Source organism: Kitasatospora sp. NPDC008115, from assembly GCF_042957205.1.
Lineage (GTDB): Bacteria > Actinomycetota > Actinomycetes > Streptomycetales > Streptomycetaceae > Kitasatospora.
The window spans coordinates 13,253-27,794 of record NZ_JBIBHU010000028.1 but is presented as its reverse complement, the minus strand read 5'-3'; the positions used below and the strand labels follow the sequence as shown (position 1 = coordinate 27,794).

General features: G+C 73.1%; 19 protein-coding genes. 11 read left to right on the top strand and 8 right to left on the bottom strand.

All coding sequences use genetic code 11. The features are described from left to right. Positions 1-25: 25 nt before the first annotated feature. The 3 genes from ACFZBX_RS29430 to ACFZBX_RS29420 all read left to right on the top strand — a co-directional run bounded on the left by ACFZBX_RS29430 (position 26) and on the right by ACFZBX_RS29420 (position 4,386). Positions 26-1,183: a serine hydrolase domain-containing protein gene (locus ACFZBX_RS29430; RefSeq protein WP_391536854.1), complete on the top strand. Its 1,158-nt coding sequence runs from the start codon at positions 26-28 to the stop codon at positions 1,181-1,183. Between the two features lie 148 nt (positions 1,184-1,331). Next, positions 1,332-2,540: a glycosyltransferase gene (locus ACFZBX_RS29425; RefSeq protein WP_391536853.1), complete on the top strand. Its 1,209-nt coding sequence runs from the start codon at positions 1,332-1,334 to the stop codon at positions 2,538-2,540. A 448-nt stretch (positions 2,541-2,988) separates the two neighbouring features. Beyond that, positions 2,989-4,386 (top strand): delta-60 repeat domain-containing protein, encoded by a 1,398-nt coding sequence (locus ACFZBX_RS29420; RefSeq protein WP_391536852.1) that lies wholly within the window; start codon positions 2,989-2,991, stop codon positions 4,384-4,386. A gap of 65 nt (positions 4,387-4,451) precedes the next feature. Here the strand turns inward: ACFZBX_RS29420 and ACFZBX_RS29415 are convergent, their stop codons facing one another. The 4 genes from ACFZBX_RS29415 to ACFZBX_RS29400 all read right to left on the bottom strand — a co-directional run bounded on the left by ACFZBX_RS29415 (position 4,452) and on the right by ACFZBX_RS29400 (position 5,918). Next, the gene (locus ACFZBX_RS29415; protein WP_391536851.1) at positions 4,452-4,874 is read right to left on the bottom strand and encodes a hypothetical protein; all 423 of its coding nucleotides are present in this window, start codon (positions 4,872-4,874) and stop codon (positions 4,452-4,454) included. 92 nt (positions 4,875-4,966) lie between these two features. Continuing rightward, positions 4,967-5,455 (bottom strand): NUDIX domain-containing protein, encoded by a 489-nt coding sequence (locus ACFZBX_RS29410; RefSeq protein WP_391536850.1) that lies wholly within the window; start codon positions 5,453-5,455, stop codon positions 4,967-4,969. 14 nt (positions 5,456-5,469) lie between these two features. Continuing rightward, positions 5,470-5,667: a hypothetical protein gene (locus tag ACFZBX_RS29405; protein ID WP_391536849.1), complete on the bottom strand. Its 198-nt coding sequence runs from the start codon at positions 5,665-5,667 to the stop codon at positions 5,470-5,472. Next, positions 5,664-5,918, bottom strand: coding sequence for a hypothetical protein (locus ACFZBX_RS29400; protein ID WP_391536848.1), 255 nt, complete (start codon positions 5,916-5,918; stop codon positions 5,664-5,666). The genes ACFZBX_RS29405 and ACFZBX_RS29400 overlap by 4 nt, the downstream gene beginning before the upstream one ends. A 128-nt stretch (positions 5,919-6,046) precedes the next feature. On the opposite strand from ACFZBX_RS29400, the gene ACFZBX_RS29395 reads away from it, so the two are divergent. The 3 genes from ACFZBX_RS29395 to ACFZBX_RS29385 all read left to right on the top strand — a co-directional run bounded on the left by ACFZBX_RS29395 (position 6,047) and on the right by ACFZBX_RS29385 (position 7,758). Beyond that, complete coding sequence (locus tag ACFZBX_RS29395) at positions 6,047-6,877, top strand: Scr1 family TA system antitoxin-like transcriptional regulator (RefSeq protein WP_391536847.1); 831 nt, start codon at positions 6,047-6,049, stop codon at positions 6,875-6,877. Continuing rightward, positions 6,874-7,089, top strand: coding sequence for a DUF397 domain-containing protein (locus tag ACFZBX_RS29390; protein ID WP_391536846.1), 216 nt, complete (start codon positions 6,874-6,876; stop codon positions 7,087-7,089). Before ACFZBX_RS29395 ends, ACFZBX_RS29390 begins: the two co-directional genes overlap by 4 nt. A 126-nt stretch (positions 7,090-7,215) precedes the next feature. Continuing rightward, complete coding sequence (locus tag ACFZBX_RS29385) at positions 7,216-7,758, top strand: NUDIX hydrolase (RefSeq protein ID WP_391536845.1); 543 nt, start codon at positions 7,216-7,218, stop codon at positions 7,756-7,758. A gap of 200 nt (positions 7,759-7,958) precedes the next feature. On the opposite strand, the gene ACFZBX_RS29380 is transcribed toward ACFZBX_RS29385, so the two are convergent. Next, positions 7,959-8,627 (bottom strand): hypothetical protein, encoded by a 669-nt coding sequence (locus ACFZBX_RS29380; RefSeq protein ID WP_391536843.1) that lies wholly within the window; start codon positions 8,625-8,627, stop codon positions 7,959-7,961. Positions 8,628-8,724: 97 nt separating this feature from the next. On the opposite strand from ACFZBX_RS29380, the gene ACFZBX_RS29375 reads away from it, so the two are divergent. The 5 genes from ACFZBX_RS29375 (at position 8,725) to ACFZBX_RS29355 (ending at position 11,963) form a co-directional block, all read left to right on the top strand. After that, on the top strand, positions 8,725-8,889 hold the full coding sequence (locus ACFZBX_RS29375; protein WP_391536842.1) for a DUF397 domain-containing protein: 165 nt from the start codon (positions 8,725-8,727) through the stop codon (positions 8,887-8,889). Between the two features lie 60 nt (positions 8,890-8,949). After that, a complete protein-coding gene (locus tag ACFZBX_RS29370; RefSeq protein ID WP_391536841.1) occupies positions 8,950-9,711 on the top strand; it encodes an NUDIX domain-containing protein in 762 nt (253 codons plus the stop codon). Positions 9,712-9,720: 9 nt separating this feature from the next. Continuing rightward, a complete protein-coding gene (locus tag ACFZBX_RS29365) occupies positions 9,721-10,104 on the top strand; it encodes a hypothetical protein (protein WP_391536840.1) in 384 nt (127 codons plus the stop codon). A gap of 31 nt (positions 10,105-10,135) precedes the next feature. Next, complete coding sequence (locus ACFZBX_RS29360; protein ID WP_391536839.1) at positions 10,136-11,194, top strand: protein kinase family protein; 1,059 nt, start codon at positions 10,136-10,138, stop codon at positions 11,192-11,194. A 151-nt stretch (positions 11,195-11,345) separates the two neighbouring features. Continuing rightward, positions 11,346-11,963 (top strand): TOPRIM nucleotidyl transferase/hydrolase domain-containing protein, encoded by a 618-nt coding sequence (locus tag ACFZBX_RS29355; RefSeq protein WP_391536838.1) that lies wholly within the window; start codon positions 11,346-11,348, stop codon positions 11,961-11,963. A 40-nt stretch (positions 11,964-12,003) separates the two neighbouring features. Here the strand turns inward: ACFZBX_RS29355 and ACFZBX_RS29350 are convergent, their stop codons facing one another. From ACFZBX_RS29350 to ACFZBX_RS29340, 3 genes are all read right to left on the bottom strand, one after another. After that, positions 12,004-12,522, bottom strand: a complete 519-nt coding sequence (locus ACFZBX_RS29350; protein ID WP_391536837.1) for a hypothetical protein — start codon at positions 12,520-12,522, stop codon at positions 12,004-12,006. A gap of 98 nt (positions 12,523-12,620) precedes the next feature. Then, positions 12,621-13,436 carry a hypothetical protein gene (locus ACFZBX_RS29345; protein ID WP_391536835.1) on the bottom strand — a complete coding sequence of 272 codons (816 nt, stop codon included), beginning with the start codon at positions 13,434-13,436 and terminating at the stop codon, positions 12,621-12,623. A gap of 64 nt (positions 13,437-13,500) precedes the next feature. Continuing rightward, positions 13,501-14,385, bottom strand: a complete 885-nt coding sequence (locus ACFZBX_RS29340) for a hypothetical protein (RefSeq protein ID WP_391536834.1) — start codon at positions 14,383-14,385, stop codon at positions 13,501-13,503. Between the last annotated feature and the right edge of the window lie 157 nt (positions 14,386-14,542).

Here is a 14,542-nt window from a genome sequence, read left to right as displayed (position 1 = left end):
GGCAATTCGGACCTCGGAGGTCGGTATGGCTCGGCAGGGCGCGCTTCGGCGCGGGTTCGGCGTGGTGGCGGTGGCCGCCGCGGTGACCATGGGAACGGTGACGTCGGCCGCGGCGGCCGGCGCCCAGGGCGGGTACGGCGGGCACGGCAGCGGCGGGCACGGTGCCCACGGTGCGACGCGGGCGGCGATGGCGGAGCTCGTCCGGGCCGAGGGGCTGCCCGGGACGATAGCCGGAGTCCACGAGGGCGACGGCAGTTGGTCGGCGGCCGTCGGAGTGGCCGACACCGCGAGCGGACAACCCCGGTCGCCCCGGGAGCGGTTCCGGATCGGGAGCGTGACGAAGACCTTCACCGCGACCGTGGTGCTCCAACTCCGGGCCGAGGGAAGGCTCGACCTGGACGACCCGGTGGAACGGTGGCTGCCCGGCGTGGTCCGGGGCAACGGCAACGACGGGTCGGCGATCACGGTCCGGCAGTTGCTCGGGCACACCAGCGGGCTGTTCTCCTTCGACGAGGACCCGGTGATGATCCAGCGCCTGGCGAGCCCGGCCTTCCTGGTCCACCGCTTCGACACCTACCCGCCCGAGGAACTGGTGCGGACGGCGCTCGCCCATCCGCCGCTGTTCCCGCCGGGCACCTCCCGCTCGTACTCCAACACCAACTACCTCCTGGCCGGGATGATCATCGGCGCGGTGACCGGCCGCCCGTACGCGGAGGCGATCGAGCAGCGGATCGTCCGGCCGCTCGGCCTCTCCGCGACGACCCTGCCCGGCACCGCCGTCGGCCTCCCCCGCCCGCACGCGCTCGGCTACTCCAAGCTGTTCGGCGGCTCTCCGACACCGCTGGAGACCACCGAACTCAACCCCTCGTGGGGCGGGGCGGCCGGCGAGATGATCTCCACGACCGCCGACCTGACCCGCTTCTACTCCGCCCTGGCGCGGGGCCGGCTGCTGCCGCAGGCCGAGCTGGACGAGATGCTCCCCGCCGCCGGCGGCCCCGGGCTGGGCATCAGCAGCGTGCGGCTCGGCTGCGGCGTCACCGTCTGGGGGCACATGGGCACCATCCACGGGTCGTCGACGGTGGCGCTGACCACCCGCGACGGCCGGCACGTGGCGGCGTTCAACACCAACGCCGACTGGGTCGAGGGCGAACGCCGACTGGCGGAGGCCGAGTTCTGCCGCTGAGCGGCGGCGGGGGCCGACGGGGCGGGCGTCACCTGTTCGGCTGACGTGCGGGCGCAGGACGTGTGGGAGCCGGGGGCGCAGGAGATCCCGCAGAGGAGGCCCGCGCCGCCAGGGCAGCAGTCCGTCCGCCGTCGAGGAGCACCACCGCATGCGGATCCTGATCGTCACCGCCGGTTCGCGGGGGGACGTCGCGCCCTTCACCGGCCTGGGGCGGCGCCTGCTGGAGGCGGGCCACCAGGTCACCGTGGCCGCCCACCCGCCGTTCGCCGCACTGATCGGCGGGTGCGGCCTCGGCCACCGGCCGGTGCCGGGCGACCCGCAGGAGCTGGTCCGGGCCCGGACGGCGTCGCCGGAGCAGGCGCGGGAGGCGTCGCGGGCGTACGTGGAAGGGCTCGCCGACGGGGTGGCGCGGGCCGTCGCGGACGGCACCGACCTGGTGCTCACCGCGTTCGGCCCGGCGCCGTTCAGCCGCGCGGCCGGCGAGGCGTTCGGCGTCCCCGTCGTCGGCACCTACCTCGCACCGGCGTTCGCCACCCGGCACTTCGCGCTGCCGGGCGCGCCGGAGACCGGCCCGCCGGGTCCGGAGGACAACCTCGCCGCAGGCCGGGGCGTGCTCAGCCGCGCGGACGGGTTCTTCGCGGACGCCGTGAACCGGCTGCGCGGGGGCCTCGGACTGCCCGTCGGCGCGCCGTCCCCGTCGCCGGCGGACATCCGTCCCGTCTTCCACGGCTTCAGCCCGCTGGTGGTGCCGCGCCCGGCGGACTGGCCGGCCGGGGTCGAGGTGACGGGCTACTGGTGGCCCGCGCGGCCGGAAGGCTGGCGCCCCGCGGCCGAGTTGGCCGACTTCCTCCGGGCCGGCCCGCCCCCGGTGTTCATCGGCTTCGGCAGCATGGCGCCGGGGCAGGGCGAACGGCTCGGCGAGCTGGTGACCGGCGCGGTACGGCGAGCCGGCGTGCGCGCGATCGTCCAGGCGGGGTGGGCCGGACTCGGCGGGCACGGCCCCGACGTCCTGACCGTCGGCGAGCTGCCCCACGACTGGCTCCTCCCCCGCACCGCCGCCGTCGTCCACCACGCCGGAGCGGGCACCACGGCGGCGGGACTACGGGCCGGCGTGCCCGCCGTACCCGTCCCCGTGATGGCCGACCAGCCGTTCTGGGCCTCCCGGCTGCACGAGCTGGGCGTCGCTTCTCGCCCCCTGCCGTTCCAGGACCTCACCGCCGAGAACCTCGGCGACGCCATCACGGCCTGCCTCTCCGAACCGGCCCACCGCCGCAGAGCGGCCGACCTCGCCCACCGCCTCGCCACCGAGGACGGCGCCGCCCCGGTGCTCGCCCACCTCGCGGCGGCGGGCGGCTGATCCACCCAACTCCTTTGTTATATCGGCGAGTTGGATGATTCCAATGGTTCGGTCAGGACCCGTCACGCCCTACCGGGAAGTCCCGAAGCAGGTGGCCGACAGGGGTTGTCCTGGCATGTGCCAGTGGCCCATGATGGCGACGCGGCCGGTTTCGCAGCACTGGCCGCAGGCCTGAGCCTCCGGCATATGCCAACGAAGGGGCGGCCCCGTGTTGCCCGGGCAGGCGTCGAACGCCACCTGATGCCCCGGACGGAACCGTCCTCCCTGCACGGCGTGACCCCCAGGCCCACAGGCCGCCCCCCTCACGCCGCTGCGCCGTCAAACAGTCCGCACGACCTCTCCCTCAAGCCCGCTCGCGCATGCGCGCACGGAGCGCGCCGGCGAGCCGAACACCGCCCATCGGGGCCCCCGTTCCCGGCCCCCACCCTCAGCGAGAGAAGGAATTGTCATGCGCACGATCAGCGCGCGCCGGCTCGCCGCCGCGGCCGGCATAGCCATCGCCCTCGTCACCGCCGTCCCCGCCAGTGCCGTGCCCGGAGCCCTGGACCCCACCTTCGGCACCGGCGGCAAGGTGGTCACCGACTTCGGGGCCACGCCCTCGCTCCCCGACCTCGCCAACGCCCTGGCGATCCAGCCCTCCGACGGGAAGATCGTCACCGCCGGCCGCGACGGACTCAACATCCCGGCCGCCGGTGGCAACGCCCAGTTCGCCCTGGCCCGGTACAACACCAACGGGACCCTGGACACGACCTTCGGGGCCACCAGCCCCGTCCCCGGCACCGTCACCTTCTCGTTCCTCCCCGTGCCCAACACCAACTTCGCCCGGGCCGTGGCGATCCAGCCCTCCGACGGGAAGATCGTCGTCGCGGGCCTCGCCGGCCCGAACGAGCAGACCGCCAACATCGCGATCGCACGCCTGAACACCGACGGGACGCTCGACACCTCCTTCGGCACCGGCGGCAAGGTCCTGCTCAACGTCTCCGGCGGCCTCGGCGACGGCATCCGCGGCCTGGTCGTCCAGCCCGACGGAAAGATCGTCGGCGCGGGCGCGGCCGGGCCCAACGCCCTGCTGGTGCGCCTGAACACCAACGGCTCCCTGGACACCACCTTCGGCGGCGGGCTCGGGCTCACCACCCTGCAGCTCGGCGCCTCCAGCCACTTCTTCGGCCTCGCGCAGCGCAACGACGGCAAGCTAGTCACCGGCGGCTTCAACGTCAACGTCCTCACCGCCAACACCAACTTCCTCGCCGCCAGGTTCAACACCGACGGCAGCCTGGACACCACCTTCGGCACGGCGGGCTCCGCCCACGTCTCCTTCGGCCTGCTGTCCGACCTCGCGTTCGGCATCGCCCTGACCAACGGCGGCAACAACGGCAAGATCGTCCTCGCCGGACTGGCGCAGTCGATCGACCCGTTCAACATCATCGGGGCCGGAGCCTTCGGCCTGACCGAGCTGAACGCCGACGGCAGCCTCAACCTCGCCTTCGGCACCCTCGGGAAGACCACGACCAAGGTCAGCCTGCTCGGCGACGAGGCGCGCGCGGTCACCATCGGCCCCGCCGGCAAGATCTACGCCGTCGGCGAGAGCAACGAGATCTCCCCCTTCCCGCTGGACCCCAACACCGGCGTCCAGACCATCGTCCGGTACACCTCCAACGGCCTCCTCGACACCAGCTGGGGCACGGCCGGCGTCGTCACCACCTCGTTCGGCACCGGCGGCGCCTCGGCCCGCGGCGCCGCGATCGACTCCAGCAACCGCCTGGTCACTGGCGGCGCCGCCACCGTCACCAAGCCCGACCTCCTCCCCGGCTTCGACTTCACGGCCGCGCGGTACCAGACCAACTGACCCTCAGACCGTTCCCGGGGCCCGGAACCGCTTCGGTTCCGGGCCCCGGGTGCGGGCGGCCGTGATCAGAGCTGGGCGGAGGCGAAGCCGCAGAGGAGGACGAGGAAACCGCCGATCTCTCCGAGCACCAGGACGGCCAGCATCCCCTGCATGCTGCGCGGCGGGTTGTGCATCTGGTTCTCGGTCACGCCCTGGAGTCCGAGACGGGTGTAGTTCGCGATGGTCACCAGGAAGAGCAGGACCATGGCGCCGGCGGCGGTCAGGTTGACCGCCGCCGGCCAGTCGGAGAGCTCGACGAAGGCGGCGATGAGGCCGGTGGCGAAGGAGTAGAGCAGGGCCGCACGGTGGGCGGTGTCGATGTAGGGGTGCGCCCTGCCGGTGGGCGAGGTGACCATCTTCTGCCACTTCACCACGCCGAGGAGGAGGGCCGTCATGAAGATGACGCCGGCGGAGAAGAGTATCCAGGCGGTATCGGTGTGGATGGTCAAGTCGGGGGCCTCTCGGGAACGCCTGCGGTGAGGGTGGCTGAGCAAAAATCAGGCAGAGGCTAGCAGCGCCGCCGCAGGCGTTCACCGGGGTCCTACTCGGCGGGGATGCCTCGGAGGAGGAAGGGGAGGTGGGTGCCCCGGGTGAGGGCTTCGAGGGCGTGGGTGGTGCGGCGGTGCTGGTCGGGGGGCATGGCGTCGGGGAGTTGGGCGGGGTGGAGCCAGTGGACGCCGGTGATGGTGTGGGGCGGGCGGTGGCGGGCGACAGTGGTCTCCTGGGCGGGGGTGAGGCGGCCGCCCCAGTAGACGAAGTTGACGCCTTCGGGGAGGGTCTGGGCGTCGACGTAGTCGGTGGCGAGGATGCGGCGCAGGGGGAGGACGAGGCCGGTTTCGGTCTCGACGTGCCGGCGGGCGGCGAGGTGGGGGAGTTCGTTGGCCTCGGCGCTGCCGCCGGGGAGCATGAGGCCGGACTTGTAGGCGGTGGCGACGAGGAGGAGGGCGCCGTCGCGGTTGAGGATGAGGGCCTGGTGGCCGAGGCGTCGGCGGGGCGGGGTGGTGAGGATGGCGGGGAGCTGGTTGAGCATGGCGGGACTCCTGGTCAGGTCTTGTCGGAGGAGATCCAGGTGAAGCAGGCGGGCAGTCCGGCCGAGATTCCGGCGGCCAGGATCAGCCCGAAGATGAGGAGTTGGGGCCCGAGCGGCCCGTCGTGGATCGGCCAGCAGACGAGCGCCGCGGCGAGAGCGGAGAGCATGGGGACGCCGATGGCGGTGGCGACCAGCTTGAGAGCGCGGTTCACGCCACGTCGACGGCGCGGGGCCGGCTGGGGTGCTGGACGGCGATGAAGCGGGGTTCGGCGAGCGCCTGGACGCACTCGGGCTTGGTGGTCCACTCGCAGCCGCCGGATTCGGGGCGGAGGTAGACGACCCCGGCGAGGTTGTCCATGTAGACGGCCTCAATCGGCTTGCCGGCGAAGTCCCGGTGCCCGAGGTCCCGGACAACCTCGCCGACGGTGGGGGTGTAGATGGGCATGCGGGGGCGACTGGGCATGGGGGCTCCTGGAGAGGTTGCTCTGCGCACCGATGGCGCTACTTCCTGTATTCAGGGTGGCCCACATTCCCGTACGATCGCTAGATCCTCAACCTCCCAGCTGCCACAGAGGAATAGGGGGCAACTCCTTGAACCGAAAGAAGCTCGACCCTCAGTCGTCACCTCGGGCGGCCTTCGGCCTACGTCTCCGCACGTCACGCGAGTCCATGGGACTGACGCAAGGTCAACTCGGCTCGCTGATCGGCTACTCGGACACTCATATCTCAGCAGTGGAAACAGCCTTGAAATCCCCCACCCTTGAGTTCGCACGTAAATGCGACGAGGCGCTTGGGCTGGAGGGAACACTGGAGACGATGTGGTGGGGCCTCAAGGCGACAGCTCTGCTGGATGGCTTCCCGGAGCACGCCGCCCAGGAATCGCGAGCTGCGAGCATCAGAGTCTTCGAATCGAACATCATCCCTGGCCTGCTTCAAACACCGTCGTATGCGGCAGCTCTGGCAGCGGCCGCAGTCCGACGTGGTCGCATCACGGAGGCGCAGGCCGGTGAGCGGTTGAGGTTCCTCACCAACCGGCAGCGGCTGCTCGCCAGACCGGAGCCGCCTCTGCTGCATGCCGTGGTGGACGAGAGCTGCATCCGTCGGCCGATAGGCGGATCAGATGTGATGGCCGAGCAACTCGCTCACCTTGAGACTGTGTCCGCAAGCCCGAGGATCATCCTTCAGGTCTCTCCGTTCGACCTTGCCGAGGAGGCTCCATTCCGAGTCTCGATGACCTTGCTGTCATTCGCGGACCGGACGGTGGTCGGCTACTCGGAGTCGCTTGAGCGCGGCTACGTCGTGCGCACTCCGGGCACCGTCGCCGCTTGGGAGGAGGACTACCATCGGTTGCAGGTGGAAGCACTGTCCAAGCGGGCTTCCCAAGCGATGATCCGCACGGCACGAGAGGACCTGACTCCATGACGCGACGACTCGAAGACCTGTCTCGTGCCTCCTGGTTCAAATCGACGTACAGCGACAACGGGGGCACGTGTGTCGAGGTCGCCCCGGACTTCCCCGGCCTGGTCCCCGTCCGTGACTCCAAGGACCCGTCCGGCCCCGCACTCGTCTTCCCCACCGACGCGTGGCGATCCTTCGTCACCGCCGTCCAGGCCGGCGAGTTCGGCGCCATCTGACGCAAGCGCATTGGGCAGCCCCCGACCGGACGCTGCGGTCGGGGGCCGCCGACGCACCTGCGCAGTGCGGCCTTCAAGCGGCGGAGACGACACCTGCACAGCGCCAGGGACCGTACAGTCCTCGCCATGAGCGACGTCACCGCCGCATCATGGCGCGAGATCGAACGCAGCACCGTCTTCTCGAAGTTCGGCCGGGCCGTCGACCGCGTCGACTTCGCACTCCCCGACGGCAGCAGGGAGGAGTTCTACCTGAAGCGCGAGCGCCCGGCCGCTACGGTGCTCGCCCTCACCTCCGACCAGCGCGTCATCCTCGCCCGCCAGTACCGGCCGGGTCCCGACCGCGTGCTGTACGAGCTGCCCGGCGGCTTCATCGAACCCGATGAAGAAGCACGCGACGCCATCGCCCGGGAACTCCTGGAGGAAACCGGCTACCAGGGGGAGCTCCACGCAGCCGGAGCGTACTGGCACGACGCCTACTCCAACGCCCGCCGCTTCGCCTTCGTCGCCACCGGCTGCGCCAAGGTCGCCGAACCGCGGCCGGAGCGCACCGAGTTCATCGAGGTGGTCACCCTCGGCCTTCACGAGTTCCGCACCCGCGTACTCCGCACGGGCGAGATGACCGACACCGCCGCCGCCTACCTCGCCCTCGACACGCTCAACCTCCTGTAGTCCGGGCAAGGGCGGGTCCTCACCCCGCCCCCGCGCGGACCGCCTGGTTCACCCGTGTGGGGGCAGCCGCCTCAATCCACGAAGTATCAGGCGACGGCCCCGGAACACCGGGGGCGGGCCGACCGCTTCGGCGGCCCCCGACCGGACTCGCCGGTCGGGGGCCGCAAAAAGACAGCGCGGGTCAGGCGTCGCCGGAGTGCTCAGGCCGCCTTCCAGCCGTGGGCGTACTGGATGTGCACCTGGCTCGGGCCGCCGCGTGGCGGCCACTCGCCGGAGCTCTGGTCGGGCTCCAGGGTGACGCACTCGTGCGAGCCCGGGTACTCCAGGGTGCGGGCCGGGCCGTCGGTGGTCAGGGAGTGGAGCAGTGCTCCGGAGAGCCGGAAGGCCGTGGCGCTTCCGGTCAGGAACAGGGTGTGCGCCGCGAGGTCGAAGCGCAGTTCGTCGCGCCAGCCCGCGAACAGCCTGCGATGGTGGTCGAAGTGCTCCTCCCTGGAGAACTCGTTCTCCGGGATCTCCACCGTGTGCGGCCTCCCCGGGCCCAGCCGGCCCCGGACGGCCTTCCACCGTGAGGGCGGGAAGCCCAGGCTGTGGTGCGCCAGGACGAGGTCCAGCGCGACCGGTGACCGGTGCCAGTCGTCGAGCGACTTCGGTCCCTCGCGGCCCGCCTTCAGGGGCACGTACACCAGCGTTCGCCGTGACCGCGCCGCCAACCCCCACGCCACCGCGAGGCTCGCCGCCGCCTGGCGGTCGACGTACATGTCCAGCGACCATTCATTGTCGTACATCACGGCGCGGCCCGATCGCGGGCCCGCCTTCACGACCCGGTACTCCTCGCCGCCGTGCCGGACGCGGTGGACTGTGGTGCTCAACTTCACCGGGCAGTCCTATCCCACCCGGAGGCGCCCTGTCCTCCGGGTTTCCGACCGCCTACCGTGGACCGGAGCCTACGGAAGGAGTCCGACGACCATGTCCGTCGACCTCACGGGAGCGGTCGAAGTCGCCGACGGCCACCCCGGCCTCGTGCCCGTCCGGGACTCCAAGGACCCCGCCGGGGGCGCCCTCCTCTTCTCCGCCCACGCCTGGCACGACTTCATCGCCGCCGTGAAGGCCGACGAGTTCGACCTCCTCTGATATCGGCGGTCCCGTCGCGTCCGGCTGACCTGGGGGGCCGTCGGCTGCTTCCATGGGCGGATGCCCCAGACACCCCCGCCGCCCCTGCCGCCGCCCGCCGAGGTGCTCGGTGTGCGCCGCGTCCGGCTCGTCGAAGTGCCCGCGCCCCGACTGACCGCCGAGGAGCGGCGTGCCCGGGACCGCGTCTGGGCGGAGATGGTCCTGGCCAATCCCGCGCTCTTCGACGGTCCGGTGGTGGCGTGCGCGGGCACCTCGTGGCCCCGACCAGGCGAGATCCACGTCTTCTGGTCGCGCGTGACGTACCGGCACTACGCGCTCCGCCGCGTCACCACGTCCGCCGCCCCGACCGCCTCGCTCTCCGTGAGCGTCCTCCAACCCACCGACGACGGGCGGGTGCTGGTCGGCCGGATGTCCCCGTCCACGTCCGCCCCCGGACGCTGGCAACCCCCCGGCGGCGCCGTCGAACCCCCGCCCGACGGCGAGCGACTCGACCTCGCCGCGCTGCGGCGCAACGCCGTCCGGGAGCTGGCCGAGGAGACCGGAGTGGCCGCCGAGGTAGGCGAGTTGACGCTCTGGGCGGTCACCCGGGGCCGGTACGGCAGCGTCGGCGCGCTGTTCATCGCCCCGCCCCGGCCCGAGCCGGTGCTGCGCGAACGCTTCGCCGCCCTCGCACCGCCCGAGCGGGAACTGGTCGAGCTGGCCTTCGCCCGCTCCCCCGCCGACCTGCCGGGCCTTCCCGGCCCGCACGCCGACTACCTGGCGCCCGTCCTGCGCCGCTTCGCCCGGCAGCGGCAGGGTGCCGCCGGTGGCGGCAGCCTGTAGAACGGAGCCATGGAACGCCTCCCGCTGCCCGCTCAAATCCCCTGGCACGAAACGGAATCGAACGTCTTCCCGCATGCCGCCCGGGTCGACGGCCGGTGGTGGGTCCTGCGGCTCAACGACTTTCCCGAGCATCCGCTCCACACCCTGTTCGTCGACGCCGTGGCCGACCGCGACCTCGACGACCTCCCGGCCGCCTGGCTGTCGCCGAACCGGGCCGCCCGCCCGGTCCTCGGCGCACCGGAGCGCGCGGAGGTGCTCCGCCTCATGGCCGGCCTCGGTCCGTACGACGCCGAGGCCGGCACCCCGTGCACGGGCGACTGGTGCACCTGCGGCATCCTCACCGACGAGTACGCCGCCCGGAAACCGGTCGACCCGGGCGGGTGCGTCGCCTAGGTTGGGACGCCCACCGAGCGAGGAGTCGGCGATGCCCCCTGTCGGAGTGCCGGACCGGACGCGGCTGGCCGGCTACACGGCCGTGGCGACCCGGCTCGCCCTGCTGAGCGACCGGCGGCTCGGGGAGGTCGTGGCCTCCGCAGACCCGCTCGGGATCGGCGTCGGGGGCACCTGTGCGGTCCTGGAGGTCGACGGGAGGCGGGTGTTCGTCAAGCAGGTGCCGCTGACCGAACTGGAGGCCAGACCGGAGAACGTCCGCTCCACCGCGAACCTCTTCGGCCTGCCCGGCTTCTACCAGTACGGCATCGGCTCGGCCGGGTTCGGCGCCTGGCGGGAGCTGGCCGTCCACACCATGACCACCCACTGGGTGCTGGGCGGGGAGCACGACGGTTTCCCGCTGATGTACCACTGGCGGGTGCTGCCCGGCAGCGCGTCCGAGGGCTTCATGGACTTCCTCGGCGGCGTGGACGGCGCCGTCGCCCACTGGGAGGGCTCGCCGGCCGTGCGCGGGCGGCTGGAGGCGATCGGGCGGGCCGAGCAGAGCCTGGTGCTCTTCCTGGAGCACGTGCCGCACACGCTCGGCGCGTGGCTGCACGAGCACCGGGACGCGGCCCCGTACGGCTGGGCGGACGAGGCCGTGGCGCGGGGCGCGGCGTTCATGCGCTCGCGCGGGCTCGTGCACTTCGACGCGCACTTCGACAACCTCCTCACCGACGGCCGGCGGGTCTACTTCGCGGACTTCGGGCTCGCCCTGAGCCGCGACTTCGAACTCTCGGCGGAGGAACGGCGGTTCCTCGCCCACCACCGCGACTACGACCGTGACCACACCGCGGCCCATCTGCTCCTCCACCACCTCCTCGGCCGCTACCGGGGCGACACCGAGCCCGCCGACTTCCTGGAGCGGTGGCTGGCCGGCGCCCGCCCCGACGGCGTCCCGCCGGAGACCGCGGCGATCATCGACCGGCACGCCCGCACCGCCGTCGTCCTGCGCGGCTTCCAGCGCCGACTCCTCAAGGAGAGCAAGCGCACGCCGTACCCGGCCGCCGAACTCGCGGCCGTGGCGGCGGTGCGGTCCGGCGGCACGGAGTAGGAAGTCGGATCCGCCGACTTCCTGCTCCGCGGCCCCGGCGGCCTCGTCCACCGGTACGGAGCCACTGGTACGGAGCCACCGGTACGGAGCCACCGGTACGGAGCGGAAAATGCCGGGCCCCGCAGGCACGGGCGGGGGCAGAATCGGCAGCATGGTGGACATGGAGGCGTTCCGGGAGGCGGTCACCGCATGGGCGGCCGGCGGGCCCGGCGAGCCGGCGGGTGAGGTCACGCGGCGGCTGGGTGTGCGCACGGCGGTCCTGGTGGAGGGGCCGAGCGACCTCGCGGCCGTCGAGACGCTGGCCGCGCGCCGGGGGCGGGACCTGGCCGCCGAGGGGGTGTGCGTGGTCTCGATGGGCGGGGCGATGAACATCGGCCGCTACGCGGGCCTGCTCGGGCCGCCGGGGCTGGGGCTGCGGCTGGCCGGGCTCTGCGACGAGAACGAACAGGGCTTCTACCGGCGCGGGTTGGATCGGGCGGGCGCGCCGGGCGAGGGGTTCTTCGTCTGCGTGGCGGACCTGGAGGAGGAGCTGATCCGCGCGCTGGGCGTGGCGCGGGTGGAGGAGATCGTCGGAGCCGAGGGCGACCTCGCGGCCTGGCACACCTTCGTCCGCCAGCCCGCCCACCAGGGCGGACGCCCGGAGCGGCAGCTGCGGCGCTTCATGGGGACCAAGTCGGGGCGGAAGATCCGCTACGGGCACCTGCTGGTGGAGGCGCTGGGCAGCGGGCAGGCGCCGGATCCGCTGCGCGAGTTGCTCGCAGCGCTGTGACGGTGACGGTGACGGTCCACCGGCGGGCCACGGGTGCGGGTCAGAACTCGACGGCGTCCAGGTGGTAGGTGGTGTCGATGACGAAGCCGCCGGCGTTCGCCTTGACGGAGAGCACGTACTGGCCGGGCGCCAGCGGGTCGAGGGCGCACCACAGGCCCCAGGCGACGCGCGGGACGCCGGTGGCCAGGAAGCGCTTCGAGGCGAACTCGTGCACCTTGAGCGGGACTCCGTTGAGCGTCGCCTCGGCCTGGGAGGCCTCGACCCGCCACGGGGCGGCGGACAGGCCGAGGGCGACGCGCTGGGTGTTGAAGACCGGGAAGAAGACCGGCGTCCCGGCGGCGATCGGGCAGCGGCGCACGACGCGGCCGCCGTAGGTGCCGGCCAGGAACCAGACGTCGGAGGGCTGGCGCCAGCCGGCGAACTCGCCGGTGGTGTCGGCGACCGGGCTGCGCTCCACCGGGGCGGACAGCGCCCACTTCCACCAGCGTGCCGCGAGCTCCGCGCCCCGGCGGGGGTCCACGGTGTCGGCACCGGTCTCGGGGGAGACGGCCTCGCCCACGTCAGCTCCTTCGGGTCCACGCGCGCACCGCACATCGGTTCGCGCAGCGACCCTATCCGGTGGTGGCCGGGCCCTCCCGGGCGGGAGGGCCCGGGGTCTCAGGCCTCCAGGCGGCGGACGGTGACCTCGTACTGGTCGACCGCGCCCTCCCAGCTGATGACGACGGTGTCGTCCTCGTCGTCCTCGATCTCGTCGTCCGCGCCGTACAGGGCCAGGGCGAGGTCGTGGGACTCGGGGTCGCAGAAGGCGGCCAGGTAGTCGCGCAGCACCGGGTCGGCGACGTCGGCGACGTGCTCGTGGGCCTCGTCGTCCACCGCGTCCGCGGAATCGCCGAGGCCGGGCGGCATCAGCTCGGGCGAGGTGGCGGCGGACAGGCCGGTGGCGGCGAGCAGGGCGTCGAGCAGGGTGTCCCCGCCGGCCAGCCGGGCCTCCCAGAGCGTCCACAGGTTTCCGGGCAGCCCGGGCGAGGCGAGGTCGACGCCGTGCCGCTCCGCCATCCGCCCGAGGTCCGCACCCAGCAGGGCACCGTCCCACGGCCCTGCCTCGGACTCCTCGACGGCGGCGGCGAGTTCGGCGCCGAACGGCGCGAGTTCGGCGGGCAGCCCCCGCGGTTCGACGAAGAACAGCGAACGGCTCGCGTCGAAGACCAGCTCCGTCTCCTGGAGATCGCCGGGCGGGGTGAGCAGCAGGTCCGGGGCGAGCACCTCCTCCCCCGCGAGCGCGCCCCGCCCGACCCAGAGCGGACTGCGGTCCAACTCGATCTCCGCGAGGAAGTTGCCGCTGTAGTAGGCCCCGTACCGGGCCGCCCCGTCGTACTCGTCGAGCGGCCGGCCCAGTACCACCCCGAAGGCCTGGGCGAGCGCGGCCTCCCACTCCCGGGAGCGGACGGCCGGCGTGTTGTCATCAAGCGTCATGCCGGGAGTACAGCATGCCCAACCGACAGTCCCCGCCCCCGGGTTGCGCGAGCCGCCAGGTGAATCAGCCGGTGGCGCGGACGTAGATGTCGGCGGCGCCGGGGAGGCCGGCGGGGTCGGGCGCGATGTAGACGCGGCGGGCGGGGACCGGCGTCGGCGTGGGCGTCGGGACGGGGAGCGGGGTGACGGTGGGCGCGGGGTCGGCGGTGGGGGTGTCGGCCGGGGCCGGGGCGGGCGAGAGGGTCTCCTCCGGGATGGGGGCGGACTCGGGGTCGGGCTCCGCCTCGGAGGCCGGGGCGATGTGCTCGGCGGGCTCCGGGAGGTCGGTCTCGGGTTCCGTGGTGGGATCCGGGGCCGTGGTGGGATCCGGGGTTGCGGTGGGCGTCTCCTCGGGGGCGGCGGTCACCGTCGGAGTCGGGGAGGCGGTCGGGGAGGCGATCGGAGAAGCGGTCGGGGGCACGGTCGGGGAGGCGGTCGGAGAAGCGGTCGGCGCGGCGAACAGGGAGCCGGACGGCGCCGGGGCGCCGACCTCGTGGGCCTGGGCCGGCTCGTCGCCGCCGAGGGCCTCGGCCAGGTCCGCGGGCAGCGGGGCGAGGCCCCCGGGAGCGGCCAGGTCGTAGGTGCGCAGGAAGTCGCCGACGCCGACCTCGCGCCCGCCGACCAGCCGGTAGTGCAGGTAGGCGACCGGCTGGCCGTCCGGGGTGTGCGTGTAGACGGCGCCGACCGGCACGTAGTAGCGGCCGGCGCCCGGGTGCTGGGAGGGGTGGAGCCCGGCCAGCAGTTCGGCGCGGTCGCGGTCGGTCTCGATGGCGCCGCGGCCTATGGTGAGCGCGTTGACGCCCCGGACGGCCAGCGCGGCCAGCACCGACACGAAGATCACCAGCCCGATCGCGACCGTACGGCGCAGCACGGGCCTGCCGTGCAGCGCCGGCCACGAGTCGCTGGGCACGCGTTCCGGCGACAGCCCGCGGTCGGGCCCTCGTTGACTCACTCTTCCTGCTCCCCCGGTCCGTCGTCGTGGCGGCCCGGCACGGGGCACGGCCACTCGTCATGCTCGACGAGGACCCTACGCTCCGAGTTCCGCACGGGACCACCCGACCTGATCA